Source organism: Terriglobia bacterium, assembly GCA_036496425.1.
Lineage (GTDB): Bacteria > Acidobacteriota > Terriglobia > 20CM-2-55-15 > 20CM-2-55-15 > 20CM-2-55-15.
In genome coordinates this window covers 1-17,427 of record DASXLG010000222.1, presented here as the reverse complement: position 1 = coordinate 17,427, position 17,427 = coordinate 1, and the positions used below count along the sequence as shown (strand labels likewise).

Annotated in this window: 17 protein-coding genes; 8 read left to right on the top strand and 9 right to left on the bottom strand. The window is 57.2% G+C overall.

What is annotated here, in order from left to right; all coding sequences use genetic code 11:
- The 6 genes from VGK48_16125 to VGK48_16100 form a co-directional block, all read left to right on the top strand.
- Positions 1-531, top strand: a 531-nt coding sequence (locus VGK48_16125; GenBank protein HEY2382702.1) for an aminotransferase class I/II-fold pyridoxal phosphate-dependent enzyme, incomplete at its 5' end; no start/stop codon positions are given.
- Positions 532-543: 12 nt separating this feature from the next.
- Positions 544-2,142: a phosphoglycerate dehydrogenase gene (serA, locus tag VGK48_16120; GenBank protein ID HEY2382701.1), complete on the top strand. Its 1,599-nt coding sequence runs from the start codon at positions 544-546 to the stop codon at positions 2,140-2,142.
- 351 nt (positions 2,143-2,493) lie between these two features.
- The gene (locus VGK48_16115; protein HEY2382700.1) at positions 2,494-5,391 is read left to right on the top strand and encodes a TonB-dependent receptor; all 2,898 of its coding nucleotides are present in this window, start codon (positions 2,494-2,496) and stop codon (positions 5,389-5,391) included.
- Positions 5,385-6,365, top strand: coding sequence for a hypothetical protein (locus tag VGK48_16110; protein HEY2382699.1), 981 nt, complete (start codon positions 5,385-5,387; stop codon positions 6,363-6,365). The genes VGK48_16115 and VGK48_16110 overlap by 7 nt, the downstream gene beginning before the upstream one ends.
- Positions 6,362-6,604: a DUF2007 domain-containing protein gene (locus VGK48_16105; GenBank protein HEY2382698.1), complete on the top strand. Its 243-nt coding sequence runs from the start codon at positions 6,362-6,364 to the stop codon at positions 6,602-6,604. The genes VGK48_16110 and VGK48_16105 overlap by 4 nt, the downstream gene beginning before the upstream one ends.
- 335 nt (positions 6,605-6,939) lie before the next feature.
- The gene (locus tag VGK48_16100) at positions 6,940-7,065 is read left to right on the top strand and encodes a hypothetical protein (protein ID HEY2382697.1); all 126 of its coding nucleotides are present in this window, start codon (positions 6,940-6,942) and stop codon (positions 7,063-7,065) included.
- 128 nt (positions 7,066-7,193) lie between these two features.
- On the opposite strand, the gene VGK48_16095 is transcribed toward VGK48_16100, so the two are convergent.
- From VGK48_16095 to VGK48_16065, 7 genes are all read right to left on the bottom strand, one after another.
- Complete coding sequence (locus VGK48_16095; GenBank protein HEY2382696.1) at positions 7,194-7,979, bottom strand: retropepsin-like aspartic protease; 786 nt, start codon at positions 7,977-7,979, stop codon at positions 7,194-7,196.
- Positions 7,980-8,047: 68 nt separating this feature from the next.
- Positions 8,048-8,440, bottom strand: a complete 393-nt coding sequence (locus VGK48_16090) for a response regulator (protein HEY2382695.1) — start codon at positions 8,438-8,440, stop codon at positions 8,048-8,050.
- Positions 8,441-8,620: 180 nt separating this feature from the next.
- Positions 8,621-10,582: a PQQ-dependent dehydrogenase, methanol/ethanol family gene (locus tag VGK48_16085; GenBank protein HEY2382694.1), complete on the bottom strand. Its 1,962-nt coding sequence runs from the start codon at positions 10,580-10,582 to the stop codon at positions 8,621-8,623.
- A 99-nt stretch (positions 10,583-10,681) separates the two neighbouring features.
- Positions 10,682-11,923 (bottom strand): cytochrome c3 family protein, encoded by a 1,242-nt coding sequence (locus VGK48_16080; protein ID HEY2382693.1) that lies wholly within the window; start codon positions 11,921-11,923, stop codon positions 10,682-10,684.
- 81 nt (positions 11,924-12,004) lie between these two features.
- Complete coding sequence (locus tag VGK48_16075) at positions 12,005-12,841, bottom strand: substrate-binding domain-containing protein (GenBank protein ID HEY2382692.1); 837 nt, start codon at positions 12,839-12,841, stop codon at positions 12,005-12,007.
- 27 nt (positions 12,842-12,868) lie between these two features.
- The gene (locus tag VGK48_16070; protein ID HEY2382691.1) at positions 12,869-13,597 is read right to left on the bottom strand and encodes an ATP-binding cassette domain-containing protein; all 729 of its coding nucleotides are present in this window, start codon (positions 13,595-13,597) and stop codon (positions 12,869-12,871) included.
- The gene (locus VGK48_16065; protein HEY2382690.1) at positions 13,594-14,286 is read right to left on the bottom strand and encodes an ABC transporter permease; all 693 of its coding nucleotides are present in this window, start codon (positions 14,284-14,286) and stop codon (positions 13,594-13,596) included. Before VGK48_16065 ends, VGK48_16070 begins: the two co-directional genes overlap by 4 nt.
- 363 nt (positions 14,287-14,649) lie before the next feature.
- On the opposite strand from VGK48_16065, the gene VGK48_16060 reads away from it, so the two are divergent.
- Positions 14,650-14,895: an AbrB/MazE/SpoVT family DNA-binding domain-containing protein gene (locus VGK48_16060; GenBank protein ID HEY2382689.1), complete on the top strand. Its 246-nt coding sequence runs from the start codon at positions 14,650-14,652 to the stop codon at positions 14,893-14,895.
- Entirely contained in the window at positions 14,888-15,286 is a 399-nt protein-coding gene (locus tag VGK48_16055) for a type II toxin-antitoxin system VapC family toxin (GenBank protein ID HEY2382688.1), read from the top strand. Before VGK48_16060 ends, VGK48_16055 begins: the two co-directional genes overlap by 8 nt.
- Before the next feature lie 284 nt (positions 15,287-15,570).
- Here VGK48_16055 and VGK48_16050 read toward each other — a convergent pair whose 3' ends face one another.
- Positions 15,571-16,200 carry a fibronectin type III domain-containing protein gene (locus VGK48_16050; GenBank protein ID HEY2382687.1) on the bottom strand — a complete coding sequence of 210 codons (630 nt, stop codon included), beginning with the start codon at positions 16,198-16,200 and terminating at the stop codon, positions 15,571-15,573.
- Between the two features lie 661 nt (positions 16,201-16,861).
- A partial coding sequence (locus VGK48_16045; GenBank protein ID HEY2382686.1) for a DMT family transporter occupies positions 16,862-17,427 on the bottom strand: 566 nt, incomplete at its 5' end.

Sequence of the window (17,427 nt, the reverse complement as noted above, 5' to 3'; positions counted from 1 at the left end):
CCGGCAAGCATTCTGGACGTGCCGGACATTCTCGACCGCGTATTTCTGGTCAACGGCTTTTCAAAGATTTACGCGATGACCGGATGGCGCCTGGGTTATGGAGTCGTTCCTGCGGACACTTTCCCTTCAATCGATTTGTTCATCAACAACAGCGTGTCGAGCACCGCAACCTTCACCCAGCGGGCAGCGCTGGAAGCATTCACCCCGGAGACCGCAAAAGAAACCGCTCAGATGGTTGCCGAATTCCGGAAGCGGCGCGACGTTTTTGCCGACGGCTTGAACGCCATTCCGGGCATCCGTTGCCTGAAACCGCTCGGAGCTTTTTATCTCTTTCCGAACATCAGCGGCGTCGGGCTGTCGAGTGAAGAATTCGCCAATCGTCTGTTGAGTGAGGCTGGTATCGCCGCGTTACCGGGCACCGCCTTCGGCGATTGCGGTGAAGGTTACCTGCGCTTCTCTTTTGCCAACTCGCTCGCCAACATCGAATCCGCGCTGGATCGAGTCCGTACCTTCGTGGGTACATGCACCTAGGTCCGGAAGGCAATGGGTACGTTTCCCGATTTTAAAGTTCTGCTGCTCGACGGTATCGACCCGGCCGGGATCGAAGTCATTCAAGGATCCAAATCGATTCAAGCCATCGTTCACGACAAAATTTCACGCGATCAACTGCTGGAGATCGCAGGCGATGCCGACGGCATCATCGTGCGCAGCGGTACGGCCGTCGACCGTGAGCTGATGCAGAAGGCGAAGAAATTGAAGGTCGTCGGCCGCGCCGGCGTCGGCGTCGACAATGTCGATCTCGATGCGGCGACCGAGTTCGGCATCCTGGTGATGAATTCTCCCGGCGGTTCGACCACGACCACCGCCGAGCATACCGTCGCGATGCTCTTCGCGCTGGCGCGTAATATCCCCCAGGCCTACAGAACGCTGAAAAACCATCAGTGGGAAAAGAATAAATTCAAAGGCGTCGAGCTGGCCGGAAAGACGCTGGGTGTGATTGGTCTGGGCCGGATCGGCAGCGAGGTCGCTCGAAAGTGCCAGGCCATGGGAATGCACGTCATTGCATTCGATCCATTTATCAATCCGGACGCGCATCTCTCGAGCGGCTTCGAGCTGGTGGATCTGCAGCAGGTCTTCCGGGATTCGGACTTCATTACTGTCCATGTTCCGCTCAGCGACGAAACGCGCAACCTTGTCAACCGGGACACCATCGCTAAAATGAAGGACGGCGTGCGCCTGTTGAACTGCGCGCGCGGCGGGATCATCAACGAGCAGGATCTCTATGAGGCGTTGAAGAAAGGCAGAGTTGCGGGCGCCGCATTCGACGTTTTCGATAAAGAGCCGAATACCGAGAGCCCTCTCCTCGAACTCGACAACTTTATCGCAACCCCGCATCTGGGGGCCTCAACCGCCGAGGCGCAGCGGAAAGTCTCCGAAGACATCTGCCGGCAGGTGTCGGATTACCTGCTGAAGAACACGGTGGACGGCGCCCTGAATTTCCCGCGCCTGGAGGCCGGTGCCGTCGAAAGGTATCACCATTTCGTCGATCTTGCGGGCCGCCTTGCCGCTTTCGTGGCGCAGATCTGCGAGGGCCGGATGCAAACCGTTGCGATCCGGTATTCCGGCGAAGTTTCCGATGTGAACCTGAATTATCTAACGTCCGTCATCGTGCGCAGTCTACTCACCCCGGCACTGAGGGAGGGTGTAAACCTGGTCAACGCGATGCACGTGGCGAAACAGCGCGGTATCCGTGTTCAGGAAACGCGCATGCCGGCTCCGGAGAATTTTACAAACCTCATCGTCATCGAGCTCAAGACCGATCTCGAAATTCACCGCGTTTCCGGGACCGTCTTCACGGACAAGCTTCCACGCGTCGTGAATATCGATGGCTACGCTCTCGAGGTGGTGCCGCACGGCAACATGATTTTCTTCACCAATAACGATCAGCCCGGCGTGATCGGGGATATCGGTACGGTGCTCGGCAGGTGCAAAGTCAATATCGCCGGCATGCATCTGGGCCGTGAACGCGAAGGCGGAAGAGCGCTGGCATTATTGCTCGTGGATAATCCGGTGGGCAGGGATGTGATCGAGCAGTTCCGCCAGATTCCGAACATTACTTCTGCCAAAGTCGTCCAGGTATGATGAATTGTCGGGCGAGGATATTCCCCTCCTTGAAAAGGAGGGGAGGCTGCGGCATCAAATAAGACGATGCGAAGCCACAGAAGAGCCGCAGACGGGGTGGTCAGTTCGGCGAAAATGCACAGGCCTGAAGATTTCGCCGAGCTGACCACCCCGTCTGCGCGGGGAATAGGTCTTCTGCGTAACAAGGTCGTAAGTTTTAGTTTTTTGACAAGGTTTTTAGCCGCAGATGACGCGGATGACGCAGATGGGGCGCAAAAACGAACTTTGGAGGCGCCCCATCTGCGTCATCCGCGTCATCTGCGGCTAAAACGTTTGGTTGACGGCATAGCCGCGCTATGCTTTTTGTGCTTTTTGTGGCTGATCCCCTCCGTTCAGGCCGCGCCGCCTGTTCTCCTGGGCCGGTCGGTGCCTGGGGCGATCGTCCGCGTTATCGCCGCCGACGGCAGGGTGACCGCAGAGGTGACATCCGATAAACGCGGCTCATTCCGCGTCGAGGTGCCGGAGAAGTTCCGCCTGGAGATTCATCACGACGGCTACCGCACGGCCCGCTCGTTGGAGGTCTCGCTCGCTCCCGGTTCGGACGACATCTATCAGGTGGATGTCCCGTTGCGGCCCGGAAGCCCGGACAATGTCGAAACGATTGTGTTGCAGGTTGCCCAGGTCTCAAATCCGGAAATCCGCCCGGATGCGGCAGCAAGCGAATCCCTCCCCAACGCCGACCGGCTCTTCGGCTCCCGCGGCGGCGTGAATGTCACCAATCTGAGAGAAGGCTCCAGTCAGGAATGGTTCGCGGCATCCGGCAATGTTTTCACCAGTTCTTCCATGTCCACCTCCGTTCCCCATACAGCGGATTTTTCCGCCGAACTCAGCGATCCGAACGCCAGCAACGATTCCTTGCCGCCCGGCGGTCCGATTCTTCACGGCAATGTGCACTACTTCGGCAGAAACGATGCGCTGGATGCCAGGAACTTCTTCGATCCGGCGAATATGCCCATTCCGCCGTTCAAATATCATTTCTTCGGCGGCGATGCCGGGGGGATGATTCGCGATGGAACCTATTTCTATTCCGAGTACTCGGGGCTTCGCATCCGGCAATCGATCACCCTCGCTTCCACTGTTCCCGATCCTGTCCTGCTCACCGGCGACTTCTCCTCGATGAACCCGAACCCAGTTGAATGTACGGATGCCGGTGCGCTCTGCGACCCGAATACCGGCTTTCCATTTGCCGGCAACCGGATTCCGTCGCAACGCATCAGCCCGCAGGGCCTGGCGCTGGCGCGGCTGTATCCGGCGCCGAATGTGTTCGACGGAAGCGTGCAGAACTATCGCGGCGTAGGAAAACTGCAAACCGGGACGGATGACTTTGGATTACGCTTTGATCATCGGCTCTCGGCTGCGGATGAAGCCTTCATGGAGTACCAGTTCAATCGCAATACGACGGACGACCCATTCAACCTGTTGGGCGGCATCACGAATCTTCCCAGGTTCGGCGTTCACGATGCGCTTCAAACCCACACATTGCGTCTGAACAATACCCACATTTTTTCGCCGGCGCTGATTCACGAGTCGAGGCTGTCCGCCACTTACCTGCAGGAACCGAGAACGATTCTGGGAGGCGGGCCGGGCTCTGCTGCAATTCTGGTCACCGACTATTCCAATCTGGGTGACGCGACAAACCTCCCGCAGTTCCGCCACAATCGGACCTTCGAATGGACCAACGATGTTTCGTGGCAGCATGGAGCCTCGCAAACGAAGTTTGGCGCAACGATCCGGTATTTGCCTTTTCACGCTTCTGTGAACCTGTACGGCCGGGGACAGTATGAGTTCACCGATGGAATCTACACTGGTAATTCGCTCGCCAACCTGCTGCTGGGATTGCCTGCCAACGCGCTGCAATTGACCGGAAACACAATCCGGGATTTTCGGACGTGGACCACCGGTTTGTATGTGCAGCACCAGTGGCAGCCCAGGAAGCGCGTGTCGGTCAATGCCGGTTTGCGCTACGAATTTCAGACGCCGTTTCGCGAGATTCACAATCTGGCCGCGAACTTCGATCCCACAGCCGGACAGCTGGTCACTTCTCCCGATCCCCTTTATCAGCCCGATTACAACAATTTCGGCCCGCGTCTCGGCATTGCCTGGCAACCGTTCGGCAATGTCGTCGCGCATGGGGGATACGGCATTTTCTACGACACATTGGCTGTCGGCGACAGCCTGTTTCTGCTGGGGCTGAATCCGCCGTTTGCTCAGCTCAACGTCCGGAACAATGGGCCGACACTGCCGGAATTCAATCTGACCGATGCCTTTCAAGGCGCGCCGCTTTCGACTCCGCCCAGCATCTTTTCCACGTCGCGCCGGCTGCCGAATCCGTATGTCCAGCAGTGGAACGCATCGCTCGAGCTTCCGGTCCAACGATTGTTTGTCCTCGGCGTCTCATACTTTGGACAGAAGGGAACCCGGTTGCGGCGCCAGGTCAATTTGAATCAACCGACTCCCGGAAATGCCGGATCGCTCGATGACCGCCGTCCTTTTCAGGGTTTCGACAATATATTCCAGTTCGAGACGAGCGCGTCGTCCATCGCGCACGCCGGCGAGATTCGCGTCGAGCGCCGGTTCAAGTCGGGAGTCGGGTTCACCACCGCGTACCGGTTTTCGCGATCCATCGATGATGCGACGCTGATCAGCATTCTTCCTCAGGACTCGCACAATCTGCGGGCTGAACGGGGGTTGTCGGATTTTCAGATGAAGCACAGGTTGGTGTTTTCGGCGACCTACACCATGCCGAATCGTGTTGCTTTTCTTCGTGCCTGGCAGCTCCAGGCCATCGGAACTCTGCAGTCAGGGACGCCGCTGTCGGCCATCATCAGTCAGGATATTTCCGGTACTGGAACGCCAATTGTGAACCGTCCGAATCTGGTGAAGAACCCGAACATCAGCAACCCGGCTGCGGCCCGCTTTTTCGATCCAACCGCGTTTCAGATTCCGGATAGCGGTACGTTCGGGAACAGCGGGCGGAATGTGATCATCGGCCCTGGCCTGCAGAATGTCGACATGGCGCTGGCGAGAAGCTTCCGGCTGTCGGACGCCACCCGGGCCCAGTTCCGGACAGACTTCTATAATGTCTTCAACCATCCGAATTTTGTCGCACCCCCAACAATGCAGAATTTTGCCGACGCGCCCGACTTTGGCGCCCTGTTCGTCGCAAGGTCGCCGCGAATCGTGCAATTAGGATTAAAATTCTTATGGTGAGAAACTTTCTTATCGTTCCGCTTGTTCTGATGCTTTCAGCCCAGAAGCCCGTAAAGAAGCCGGATGTCCATCCGGATTTTCAATTCGGGTCCTATCCGTGGTCGCGCACCGCCGAAGATCTGCTGAAGGATGACCTTGCCCGCGAGATTGTCGTGGGGTACTCCAGGGGCTGGGACGTCGACAAGATGGCGAAGACCTTCAAAGTATCCACCGATAAGATCTCCGGCATCTCCGACAGACTCGAAGATGAGCGGCTGACCGGCCGCCAGGACTATGACACCCAGGCCTTCATGCCCATTATCCGGGAACGCGACTGGGACCGCATGAAAGAGCCGATGCGCCGGCACACGCAGGAGTTCACCGACATTATTCTCAACAACTGGAACAATATCGAAGCGATGGTGAACTCGCTCCAGGGCGCGAAAAATGTGCCTAAAGGCCGCGTCATGTACGAAACCGTGGTGTCCGGGATTTTGCTCGGCGGCATGACGGACGCGTTTTACGAAGACAAAACCATGATGCCGCCGCCGCGCCGCCGCGGAAAAACCGATCGCTATTATGCCTGGCTCGTGGAGAGCAACCCGGAAGCTGCCGGCCTCCTGCGGCGCGAGTTGCGCGAGTCGGCGGCCTATCGAGTCATCAGCATCGGCACGGCCCTTCCGGATGAAAAACTCAATCCGGACGACCTGCGCGGCAAAGATACGGTCCTCGAAGACGACGATGCCGTGAAATACCGGAAGTTCATCAATGTGTTTTGCCGGGATAAACTGCTGCCTTACTTCCAGAGCCGGCGGTCGGACTTCATCAAGCTGGGAGGCCTTATTTCATCCGGCGGTGATGTGGCTTTTGCCGAATTCTTCGCCTGGTACTACAACACCATGGCCAATGGCGTGACCGAGGCGCTGATCGCCGACCACCAGATCACTCCTCCGGAAAAGTACTACACCTATGCTGTCAAGGCGCCGCCTCAATGAACGATTGGGTTGTCGTCTATTCTGGAAATATCGTCGAGACCGATCTGCTGAAGTGCCTTCTCGAAAGTGAAGGCATTTACAGCATCCTGCAGAATGAAAATATCGGAATGATCGCGCCCTACCTGTCCCCGGCTGGAGCTGGTGTCAATCTCGCCATCGCCAGATCCGACCTCGCAAGGGCCCGCCCCATCGTTGAAGACTACGTCATCAATAAATCCCGCCGTCTCCACGAAGCGTAACGGCCAATCCGCCGTAAATTTCGCTAATTCCGCTAATTCTATAGGCGCAATTTGCCGAATTGGTGGTGAAGTCCGCAAAAGCGCGATCTTGAGAGTCCCGACAATCGCGACTTCTCTCGAAAAAGGTCGGTTTTTTGACGCGTAAATGCGGTTTTTGTCAGAGCATTGACGCAAAACGGCGGTTAGTCGATCACCTTGTCCAGTAAAATCAATAACTTAACTAATGGCAAGCATCGTGCTAAGTATAAGGCAGGTCAGGACGGCAATGCCAAGGATGGCGCAGCGTAGTTCAAGGAAGACTCAGATCCCGGCCGTTTCTCAGGAGGAGAACGACAATGAAATCGATGATAACGACGAAGACATTTGAACTTGAAATCGGGATTGAAGAACTCGAGCCGAAAGTCGCACCGGATGGCGGCGAAACGGTTCTGCCGTTACCCAAGACCCATCACTGTAAGTAAGCGTCGGTAAAACCGTCACGGACGACGGCTTAAGTTTCCGCGGATCGTTGTGGTGTTTATCAGAAAAGGACTTTCCTGAGGGCACATGGATGTGCAACACCACAACGGTCATTCTTTCCAGCGCGGACTCATGCGTTCAGTTTCAACGATATCGGCGAACAACACGGTTCGATATCCACAAGCTGGTTGTCATAATCGATGGACACCTTGAACTGGCGCAGATAATCGCTTCCTAAAATCCCATCGACGTTCATCGTCTTCAACAAACCGAAGTTTCCTACAGCAATTTCAATGCCTTCCAGGCGGGCCGCCCCGGCTTGCAAAATATTGACACTACGCACCGTCACTGGCACGCTTCCCGCCGCTGTAGACAGCATCTGACTTCTGCGCGCCGGAATCATCAAGGCGTCGGCGACCGCTGTCGACAGGATAGTGTTACTCGCGCCGGTATCGAGCAAAAACCGGTACGGACCGTGGTCATTAACCATCACCGGCAACACGACCAATGCCGTATTGGCGACGAAATCGAACGCCACGGCGCCGGATTGTTGTGCCAGGTTCATCTGCGCCCGCAGAAAGTCCTGCACGGCCATCAGCGCCTGTTGGTTTTTCGCAATGATGCGCAGTCTTCCGCCTTGCGCGGTGTTTTCGTAGCGGTACCGGATGTTCTTCTGGTATTGCTGCATGGCCGGGCTTTCCGCGGCCGGCCCCGTGCGGGCCTCCTCCTGAAGTTGCCGGCGCACTGCATCCCGTGTTTGCTTGTCATTTGTGTGCGCGACGCGGATTTCGATGCTGCCGCCTTCTTTATCGAGGAGAACGCGCTTGCCTGCCGCCCCCGATTCGCCGGCGGCACCGGCGGCACTGGCCATGGTAATAAATAGGATGGCCGCAGTAATGTCCTTGTGAATATTCATACCTCTCCCCACCTTTCATCATTTGAAAGAGCAGACACACGGGGAGAGCGTTTCGTTGGCCGTCGAAGTTAACTGGCAGACAGGGCTTGATGATGGGCGTATTTTCGAATCTGTTCCTCGAGTTTGCCGAAGTCGAGCGGCTTGGAAGCGTATGCGTCGAAACCAAATTGCAAAAAACGTTCGCGATCACCGATCATTGCATGAGCCGTCAGCGCGATCACGCGCAAATCTCGTAAGCTGGCGTCGTCACGAATCACCCGCAAGACTTCCACTCCATCCATATCGGGCAAGGAGATGTCCAGTAACACGACGTCGGGCTTCATTTGCTTGACGCCCTGAATCGCCTCCTTGCCGTCAGCGAACTCGGCGATCTCATAGCGATCTTCCAGGTATGTGCGAAGGATCAGACGGTTGTCGGCGTTGTCATCGACGATTGCGAGCTTTATGCGGCGAGGTTTCATTGTTTCGTTCAGCGCACCTGAGGACGTTAATGAGGTTAATATAGAGCAAAATCAGGAGCAGCAGGCCACAAAATCAACGATGGCCATAGGAATGCGAGGAGATGCGAACCCTGCGAGAAACTGGAACCAGTCACAAGAGGCACAAGAAGCTGCGTTTTCCTGTGCCTCTTATGGCTGATCTTAGTTCGCCCCGGGGAGGGCGCCTTTCCCGTCCAGGACAAACACCAGCAATCTTGGCTTCACGGTCGTCGTTGCAGAAGCCGGCGCGGGCGCTACAGCCGGCGCTGGAGCAGCCCCCCGCTGGCCCGCCTGTGCCGCAGCGCCTGCGAGATCCGGAGGCAGGGCTTCAGCGCCTCGACCAGCCGCGGGCGGCGTTGCGCCGCGTCCGCCTCCACCCGCAGCCTGGCCGGTTCCACCGTTCAGAGCCACATACTGCTTGCCATCCAACATGAAGGTGATCGGCGGTCCCATCCCGCCCCGCAGTCCGGTCTGGATTTCAAGCAGCTTTTCACCTTTATCCGCACTGTAGGCCATTAGCCTTCCGTCGTTAACGACCTGGAACACAAGGTTGCCGGCCGTCGTCACTGTGCCGCCGCCGATACCGCCGCCACCCGGCGCGCGCCAGCGTTCTTTTTGCATCACCGGATCCCACGCGACCAGCATTCCTCGTTGTCCTTCCGGCGGAACCGGACCGATTGCCGGCAACGTTTTGGGAGGGGCTGGAGGGGGTGGAGGCGCAGCGCCGGCGCCGTCGTTTGTTGCGCCGCGATTTCCCCGGGCCAGACCGGTGTTGGAGCGTCCCGCCACATACGTGAAATTCGGATCAACCGTGTATGTACCGCTGCTCGTCGTTGACGACGGAACGTAAACCAGGCCGGTGTTCGGATTGTAAGACATGGGCGACCAGTTGTGACCGCCGCCCGCGCCGGGTTGCACGGTAACAGTTCCGCCGCCATTATCGTAATGCGCTCCGGGATTCACCATTGGCCGCCCGGTCTCCGGATCGATGCCCTTTGCCCAGGTCACCTGCACAAAGGGCTGAGCTGAAATAAACGCCCCTGTCAGGCGATCGAGAACGTAATAAAAACCGTTCTTGTTGGCCTGCATGATCACTTTGCGGGGACGCCCGTTGATCGTCATATCCGCGAGGATGAATCCCTGGACGGCGTCAAAGTCCCAGGAATCGCCGGGCGTGAACTGGTAGTGCCATTTGTAATCGCCGGTATCCACATTGACGGCGATGACGGAGCACACATACAGGTTGTCCTTATCCTTGGATTGACGCAACTCCTCCGGCCAGGGCCCGCCGTTGCCGGTGCCGACGTAAACGAGATTGGTATCGGGATCATAAGCAAAGCCGTCCCAGACAGAGCCGCCACCACCGAGCTTCCACCAGGCGCCGCTCCAGGTCTCGGCGGCCTTTTTCAACGCGGGACTTTCGAATGGTTTGGAAGGATCGCCGGGAACGGTCCAGAACTTCCAGACCTGACGGCCGCTGTTGGCATCGAATGCGGAGAAAAATCCGCGTACGGGATATTCGGATCCGCTGGCGCCGATAATCACTTTTCCCTTGGCGATCCGCGGCGCCATCGTCAGCGTATAGTTGTCTTGAGCATAAGAGACTCGCGTTTCCCATATCGGCTTTCCGCTCTCGGCATCCAGCGCTTCCAGCCTTCCATCGACGACCGGCGTGATGAGTTTGCCCTGGTAGATCGCGACGCCTCGCTGTACCACACCGCAGCAGATCTTCGGACGCACTGCGGTTTGATTTACTTCCGGATCCCACCGCCATTTTTCTTTTCCGGTGCGCGCGTCAACGGCGTAAACCACGCTCCATTGCGTGATCGAGTAAATCGTGCCGTTCCAGTACAGCGGTGTGGCTTCCTGGTTACCTCCACCGGGCCCGATTTCATACGACCAGGCAAGTCCCAGGCGGCTCACATTGGCGGGATCCAATTGCTTGAGCGGGCTGTAGCGCGTCTCTCCCGGGGTGAGACCATACGTCAACCACTCTTCACCAGTCTTCCCCGCATTCCGCAACGCTAGGTCGTCGACTCGGCGCACCTGGCCCGTGACGACCCAGGTTGCAAGGATCAGCCCGGAAAGCGATAAGAAGGATACCGTCACCTTTCGAAAATGCATAAAGCACCTCGCTGTTTTTTGGATGTTATGGTCTGCGGGGCGGATTATATAAGGGCCGAAGCGCAACCGCCAGCCGATCTGTCGGAGAGCGTCAGCCCGTCAGTTCACACGCCACGGGGACACGTTGGCCCAATCCTTCATGGCATCCCGCGCCCATTGCGTCGTCTTGTCGGTGTGACAACTGGTACAGGGATTGGGAATCTTGTACAGGTCGGTCTTTTCCGGCGGAATGAACTCGAACGTGTGGCTGCGTACGTTGATGTCGGCGATGGTCTGTTCGATCTTCGGCATATGGCAGGACACACAGTCGTTTCCTGCGCTGCCTGCCTGATGATGAGTGTGGGCCTCGATCGTGGCCGCATGCGGACCGTTCGGCGATGAAGGACCATGGCAATTGAGGCACAGCTGATTCGCGGGCTTGATCACCTCCGCGTTGTTGCCTGTTCCGTGCACATCGTGGCAGTCGAAGCAGGTGACCCCCCGGCGGTACATCACGCTTTGCACAAAATCATTTCCCTGCATGCGGTTCTTGTGGGCGGTGCCGTCAGCGAAATGCATGAAGTTGGTCTCGCCGAGCTTGTGCTCTTCGAGCTTCCAGAAGTCTTTCAGATTCAAGCCCTGGTTGAATCCCACAGGCCAGTCGTAATACTGGCCTTCGATCGGGTTTTTCAACGGCTGGCCCTGGGAGTGGCACTGAATACAAGTATCGTTTGCACGAACGAAATCAAGCCGGGCGGGGTTGACGATATTCAGCCGTGTCGGGTTTGCAGCGTGTGCGCTGCCCGGACCGTGGCACCGCTCACACCCGACGTTCCACTCCGTTGGAGTTTTCGTTTTGATGTCGTAGTTGACCGAGTGGCAGCCGTCACAAAGCGGACCGGTCGGCCGCTTCATGTTATCCGCGGGATAAAAGGGCACCCACCAGTCGGTGTTCGGTTGGACGACGTACGCCCGCCATATTCCGTGACTGATGTCCCATTGAGCTGGAAGCACAAAGTAGTCATTGCCGACTTTCTTGAAATACCGCTGTTTCCATTTGGTGCCGTAGACGAAGGCGACATCATCCAACTTGAAAGTCAGCAACGGATCGGGCTTGGAGAAATCCGGAATGACGACCTGCGGTCTGACTTTGGGATCGGTTACTACGTTGGCCATTCTGGTCTTCGACCACCGCTCATAGACGTCCATATGACAATCGCGGCACGTGGCGGAGCCGACGTATGTCCGTCCGGAAATGGACGTTTGCGCTTGAGCCGCCGCAGCCGTTTGAGAATGAGCACCGGCAGTAATAGACAGAGCTGCTGCCAGAACAGTGATGGAGACGAGAAATACTTTGATCATCCTGGTTGAAAAGCATACTGAAAAACGGCGAGTTGATCGAAGAAATCAAATTCGAAGTTCTTCTTCAGCGCTTGGATACATTTACGCTCCCGGGTCATTGGCATTCGGATAGAACAGCTGCTCTCCACCGATCTTGAAGTTTGCGATGTCCTTCTGTCCATCCGGCGAGATCAGATAGTTGATGAACTGCTGGCCGAGTTCCTTTTTTACCTTCGGATGCTTTTCCGGGTTCACCAGCATGACGCCATATTGGTTGAACATGCGTTTGTCGCCTTCGACCACGATTCGCAAGCCGGACTTATTCTGGAAATGAATCCAAGTGGCACGGTCTGAGAGCACGTAAGAACCGCTGGCCGCGGCGATGTTGAGGGCGGCGCCCATGCCTTGCCCTATGGATTTGTACCAACGGCCCCTATCCTTATCGATATCAATGCCGGAATCTTTCCACAGATCAAGCTCGGCAATATGTGTGCCGGAGCGGTCGCCGCGTGAAACGAAGGACGCCTGCTTGTCCTTTACCGCCTTGAGCGCCTTGGCTATGTCCTTCATCCCCGCGATGCCCGCCGGATCGCCGGTTGGACCGATCAGCACGAAGTCGTTGTACATCACTGGATAGCGTCTTAGGCTTTCGCCCTCGGCGAGGAACTTCAGTTCCTCCGATTTGGCGTGAACGAAGACCACGTCGGCATCACCGCGCCTGGCGGTGTCGAGCGCCTGGCCGGTTCCTTGCGCCAGGACCTTTACAGTGATTCCAGTCTTTTGCCTGACGATCGGCAGCAGATATTCGAACAGGCCGGAGTCCTGCGTCGAAGTGGTCGAAGCCACCACGATCGACTTGTCCTGCTGTGCCGCGCCGGGCACCGTGGCAAGAACAACACCGATCGCGATCGCGGCAATGGCAATAGCGGCAGTGCGCATGAATCCTCCACTTACTATTCTCTTCGTCTAAACCAGTAATTCACCGGCGATAAATTGTCTTGCTTCTTCAGTTCTCGGAGCGGTGAAAAATGTCTCCGCCGGACCGCTTTCGATGACACCTCCACGGTGCAGCAGCACGATCTCGCCGGCAATGCGTTTGGCTTCGCCGAGGTCATGAGTGGCCATCACAATCTTGACGCCGCGGGCGCTGATGGTTCGGATAATGTCCTCGATGGCCCCGGTGGCGGCGGGATCGAGGCTCGCGGTCGGCTCATCGAGAAAGAGGACGGCGGGATCACGGGCCAGCGCACGCGCCAGCGAGATCCGCTGCTGCTCGCCACCCGATAGTCGCCGCGCGGGACGACCTTCGAGTTCCCGAAGTCCGACCAACGACATTAATTCGGTAATGCGCTGCTCTCGTTTCGCCCGGGGCACGCCGGCGGCAGCGAGGGCGTAAGCGATATTCCCTGCAGCCGTGCGGCGGAGCATGACCGGCCGCTGGAACACGATCGCCCGCCGCACCGGCGGCAACGCTTCGCGGCCACCCCAGGTAATGCTTCCGCGCGAGGGCGGGATGAGTCCCATGGCTGCGCGCAGTAGCGTAGTCTTGCCGGAGCCATTGGGTCCGATCAGCACGGTCGGCGCTCCCGCTGAGATGTTGATAGAGAAACGATTGAGGATCGTTTGCGCGCCGGCGACGATATCAACGTTCAGGAACACGATGGGCAGGTCCGCAGGGAGGCCGCTCGAGTTCATCCGGCGAAGCGTTCCCCGGCGCGCCGCACTCCCCAGGCCAGAGCGCTGATCAGAATCACGATGAAAATCAGGACGATGCCGAGGCCGATGGCGAGCGACAGCTCACCCTTCGACGTTTCCAGCGCTATCGCCGTCGTCATCGTGCGTGTGAAGCCTTCGATATTGCCGCCAACGATGAGGATGGCGCCGACTTCCGCTGCGGCCCGTCCGAATCCGGCAAGCAGGGCGGTGACCAGGGAAAAACGCGCATCCCAGAGCAACGTCCGTACGCGGCCGAGCGGACCGATATTCATAGCGGCCAGTTCGTCGCGGTACTCGATCCACAAGTCCTCAATGGTTTGGCGCGTGAGAGCTGCGATGATCGGTATCACCAATAGGGTCTGTGCGATCACCATTGCCTGCGGCGTAAACAGCAGGCCCCACGATCCAAGTGGACCCGACCGCGAAAGCGCCACGAATACCAGTAGTCCAACCACCACGGGCGGCAGGCCCATCAGGGCGTTGAGAACTACAATCACGGGTTCCCGGCCGGCGAATCGGGTGAGCGCGATCACTGCCCCAAGCGGAAGGCCGACCAGAGCTGCGAATAGCGTGGCGCTAAGGCTGACGATCAGCGACAACCACACGATAGCGAAAAGCGCCGGATCGCCGGTGAGGACGAGATGGAGAGCGGAAACGTTTTCCGGCATTATCGATTTGGACTCCGGCCGTTCACGGGTTGTGTTCCCGTACTGTGCTCGCGCAAGAACTCCGCGACGCTTTACCTGTCAGGTCATCGACCGGGTTCGCAAAAGTTTACGGTGGCTCCGGCGTCACGCAGCAAATATTTAGCCGCAAATTGCGCCAATTGCGCAAATTAATTGGCGTGTGAACGACCCCCTGCCCGCCGCTTCGCGGCAGGCTCTCCCCCTGTATGAGGGGGACAGACGTGCCGAAGGCACGGCAGGGGGTCGCTCACACCGTACTGTTGAAACGTAGAAGCCGGGCCTGCCACATTCCCGGCGACATGGTAACCTCTCATATAAATGCCAATACACGAGTCGATGCCATCAATGGACGTTACTACCAGTATCGGTGCCGGAGGGCGCATTGTGATACCCGCCGAATTTCGGCGTGAAATCGGGGCCGATATCGGCGACGAAGTCATTCTGCGGCTGGTTGAAGGAGAGATTCACGTTCTGACAAGGTCTCAGGCGGTCCGGAAAGCGCAGGCTGTGGTGCGGAATAGCGTTCCGAAAGGCCGTTCTCTGGTGAAGGAATTGCTTCGCGAAAGGCGCAAGGATGCGCGACGTGAGTAAATACGTTCTGGATGCTTCTGCGCTCCTGGCGCTCCTGAACGACGAGCCTGGCGCGCAACGCGTCGAGCAGATCCTGCCCCAGTCCGTGATCGGCGCGGTGAATGTATCCGAAACCGCGGGGAAGCTCGCAAGCCGGGGGATGAGCCCCGAAGACGTTCGAATCAGCATCGGCCTGCTCAATCTTGAAATCATTCCATTCGATCGCGAATTGGCATTTGCCGCCGGCGCACTCATCGTCCACACGAAGAAGCTCGGGCTTTCACTGGGCGACCGCGCCTGTTTAGCGCTCGCATTGGCCCGAAACAATACTGCCGTTACTGCCGAATCGGCATGGTCCCGGCTGAAACTCGGAACACCCATTGAGGTTATCCGCGGACGATCAACGTCGTAGTCGCGGAAAAACACCGGGGAGCCGAAGCTCCCGGCATCCGATCACCTGCACTAAATAACCATGCAGGTCATCGAGTCTGTCCAGTCTGTCATTCCGGCCTTGCCTTGCGCGCGAACTTGAAACGCGCCGGATCGCCGGTGAGGACTAGATGGAGAGCGGAAACGCTTTCCATCATTATCGATTTGGACTCCGGCCGTTCACGGGTTGTGTTCCCGACTGTGTTCGCGCAAGAGCTCCGCGACGGCTTTACCTGTCAGGTCATTGACTTTAATTTCGGCGTTTGGCTAAGTGCTGATGGGTACGGATTGGCTCCAGTCCGAAAAACCGAGATCGCCGAGCGCCTGGGCTTGAAAGACGTAGCGTTTGAGGGGCGTCAGACCGTTGACCGTGATCGCTTGTTTGACTTTGGTGACGGGAAATTCTGTCCAAATGCCGGGAACACCATCGTCTCCGATTATTGCATAACGCACTTTGTAACTCGATGCTTCGGCGATTGCTTTGATGAAAAGGATAATAACGCCGGAGCCACCACGTAAAGTTTTGCGAATCTTCGGCGGAAGCAAGAAAACCGGTCCCTTGACGGTGGCAGGGATCTTCACATCAAAACCCGACGACATCATGGTCGCCGCGTCGCCTTGCGATTTCACTTGAACGTAAGGAACCAGGCGCACTAAACACCCGATGAGAACATCTCGCGCCGAATCGCGAGCCACTCGTTTGGATCTCGCGCCGTCCATTACGTCGATCAGCGAGTCCGAGTATCTGTTGTAAGCGGCGGCCAATTCCTCGCGCGGCACAGGCGGATCCGAGAAAAACGGCTCGCTGTACAGCATATTGAGAACCCGCGCCGCACGCACCTTGAGATCGAGGTGTTTCAGCTGTTTGAAGTTTGCAGCAATACGTATCTGCTTCATTTCAGGCGTACTCTAGCGGTATTTTGAAGGACTGTCCAGAATTTCAAACATTTTTCAGAATGTTGAAGACTTCGGTCGTAACGCTTCGATTTCTTTTAAAATGTTCGAACTCTCAGCCCCAGGCTTTCAACATTTTTCGAAATGCCGGCCGCGTCCGCCCGAACTTCGCAACTTTTTGAAAAATGTTCGGCGGTTCGGCCGCACGCTTTCAACTTTGTGAAAAATGTTCGAAGCCCGGGTCTGATGCTTTCAACATTTTTCGAAATGTCGGCCGGGTCGGTCCGAACCTCGCAACTTTTTGAAAAATGTTCGACGGTTCGGCCGCACGCTTTCAACTTTGTGAAAAATGTTCGAAGCCCTGGTCCGATGCGTTCAACATTTTTCGAAATGTCGGCCGGGTCGGTCCGAACTTTGCAACTTTGCGAAAAATGTTCGGCGGCTCGGCCGCACGCTTTCAACTTTGTGAAAAATGTTTGAAGTCCTGGCCCGATGCTTTCAACATTTTTCGAAATGCCGGCCGGGTCGGTCCGAACTTTGCAACTTTGCGAAAAATGTTCGGCGGCTCGGCCGCACCCTTTCAACTTCGTGAAAAATGTTCGAAGCCCTGGTTTGATGCTTTCAACATTTTGCGAAATGTTGGCGGTTGTCCGCTCACGCATGATCAAAATTGCGTAATCAGGACGATGCCGGCCATGGCCAGCGTTGCGCCCGCTACGCGGACGCGCGTCAGAGGTTCGTGGAGGAATAACGCGGCTAGCACAATCGTGAAAATTGTCGCAGTCTGGTTCAGTGCCGCGGCGATAGACGCCTGAGCGTACTTCATTCCTCCCAGCCAGAGGATCATTTGAAAATATCCGGCCGCCGCGCTTCCAAATAATGTGAGCCACTCGTTGCGCGTGAGTTGTGGGACGGCTTTGCCCAGTTTGCCTTTCAGGAACGGCCGAAAACCCAGCACGCCGGCGAGGCCTCCGGCATAACGCGTTTCGATGGCCCACAGAAGCGGCGTCCGGTCCAACGCCGACTTGGCGATGACGACGCCTGCCGCGATCAAAATGATCGCGGTCATCCCGATCGCCACAACCCGCCGGATTTCCCGCCGCGGCACACCATGCACTTTTACAGTGACGCTGGCCATAAATACGGCAGAGATCACGAGTGCACAACCGAGTGCCTGTGTCTGCGAGAGTGTTTCGCCCAGCCAAACTATCGAAAATAGAATCACGAAGG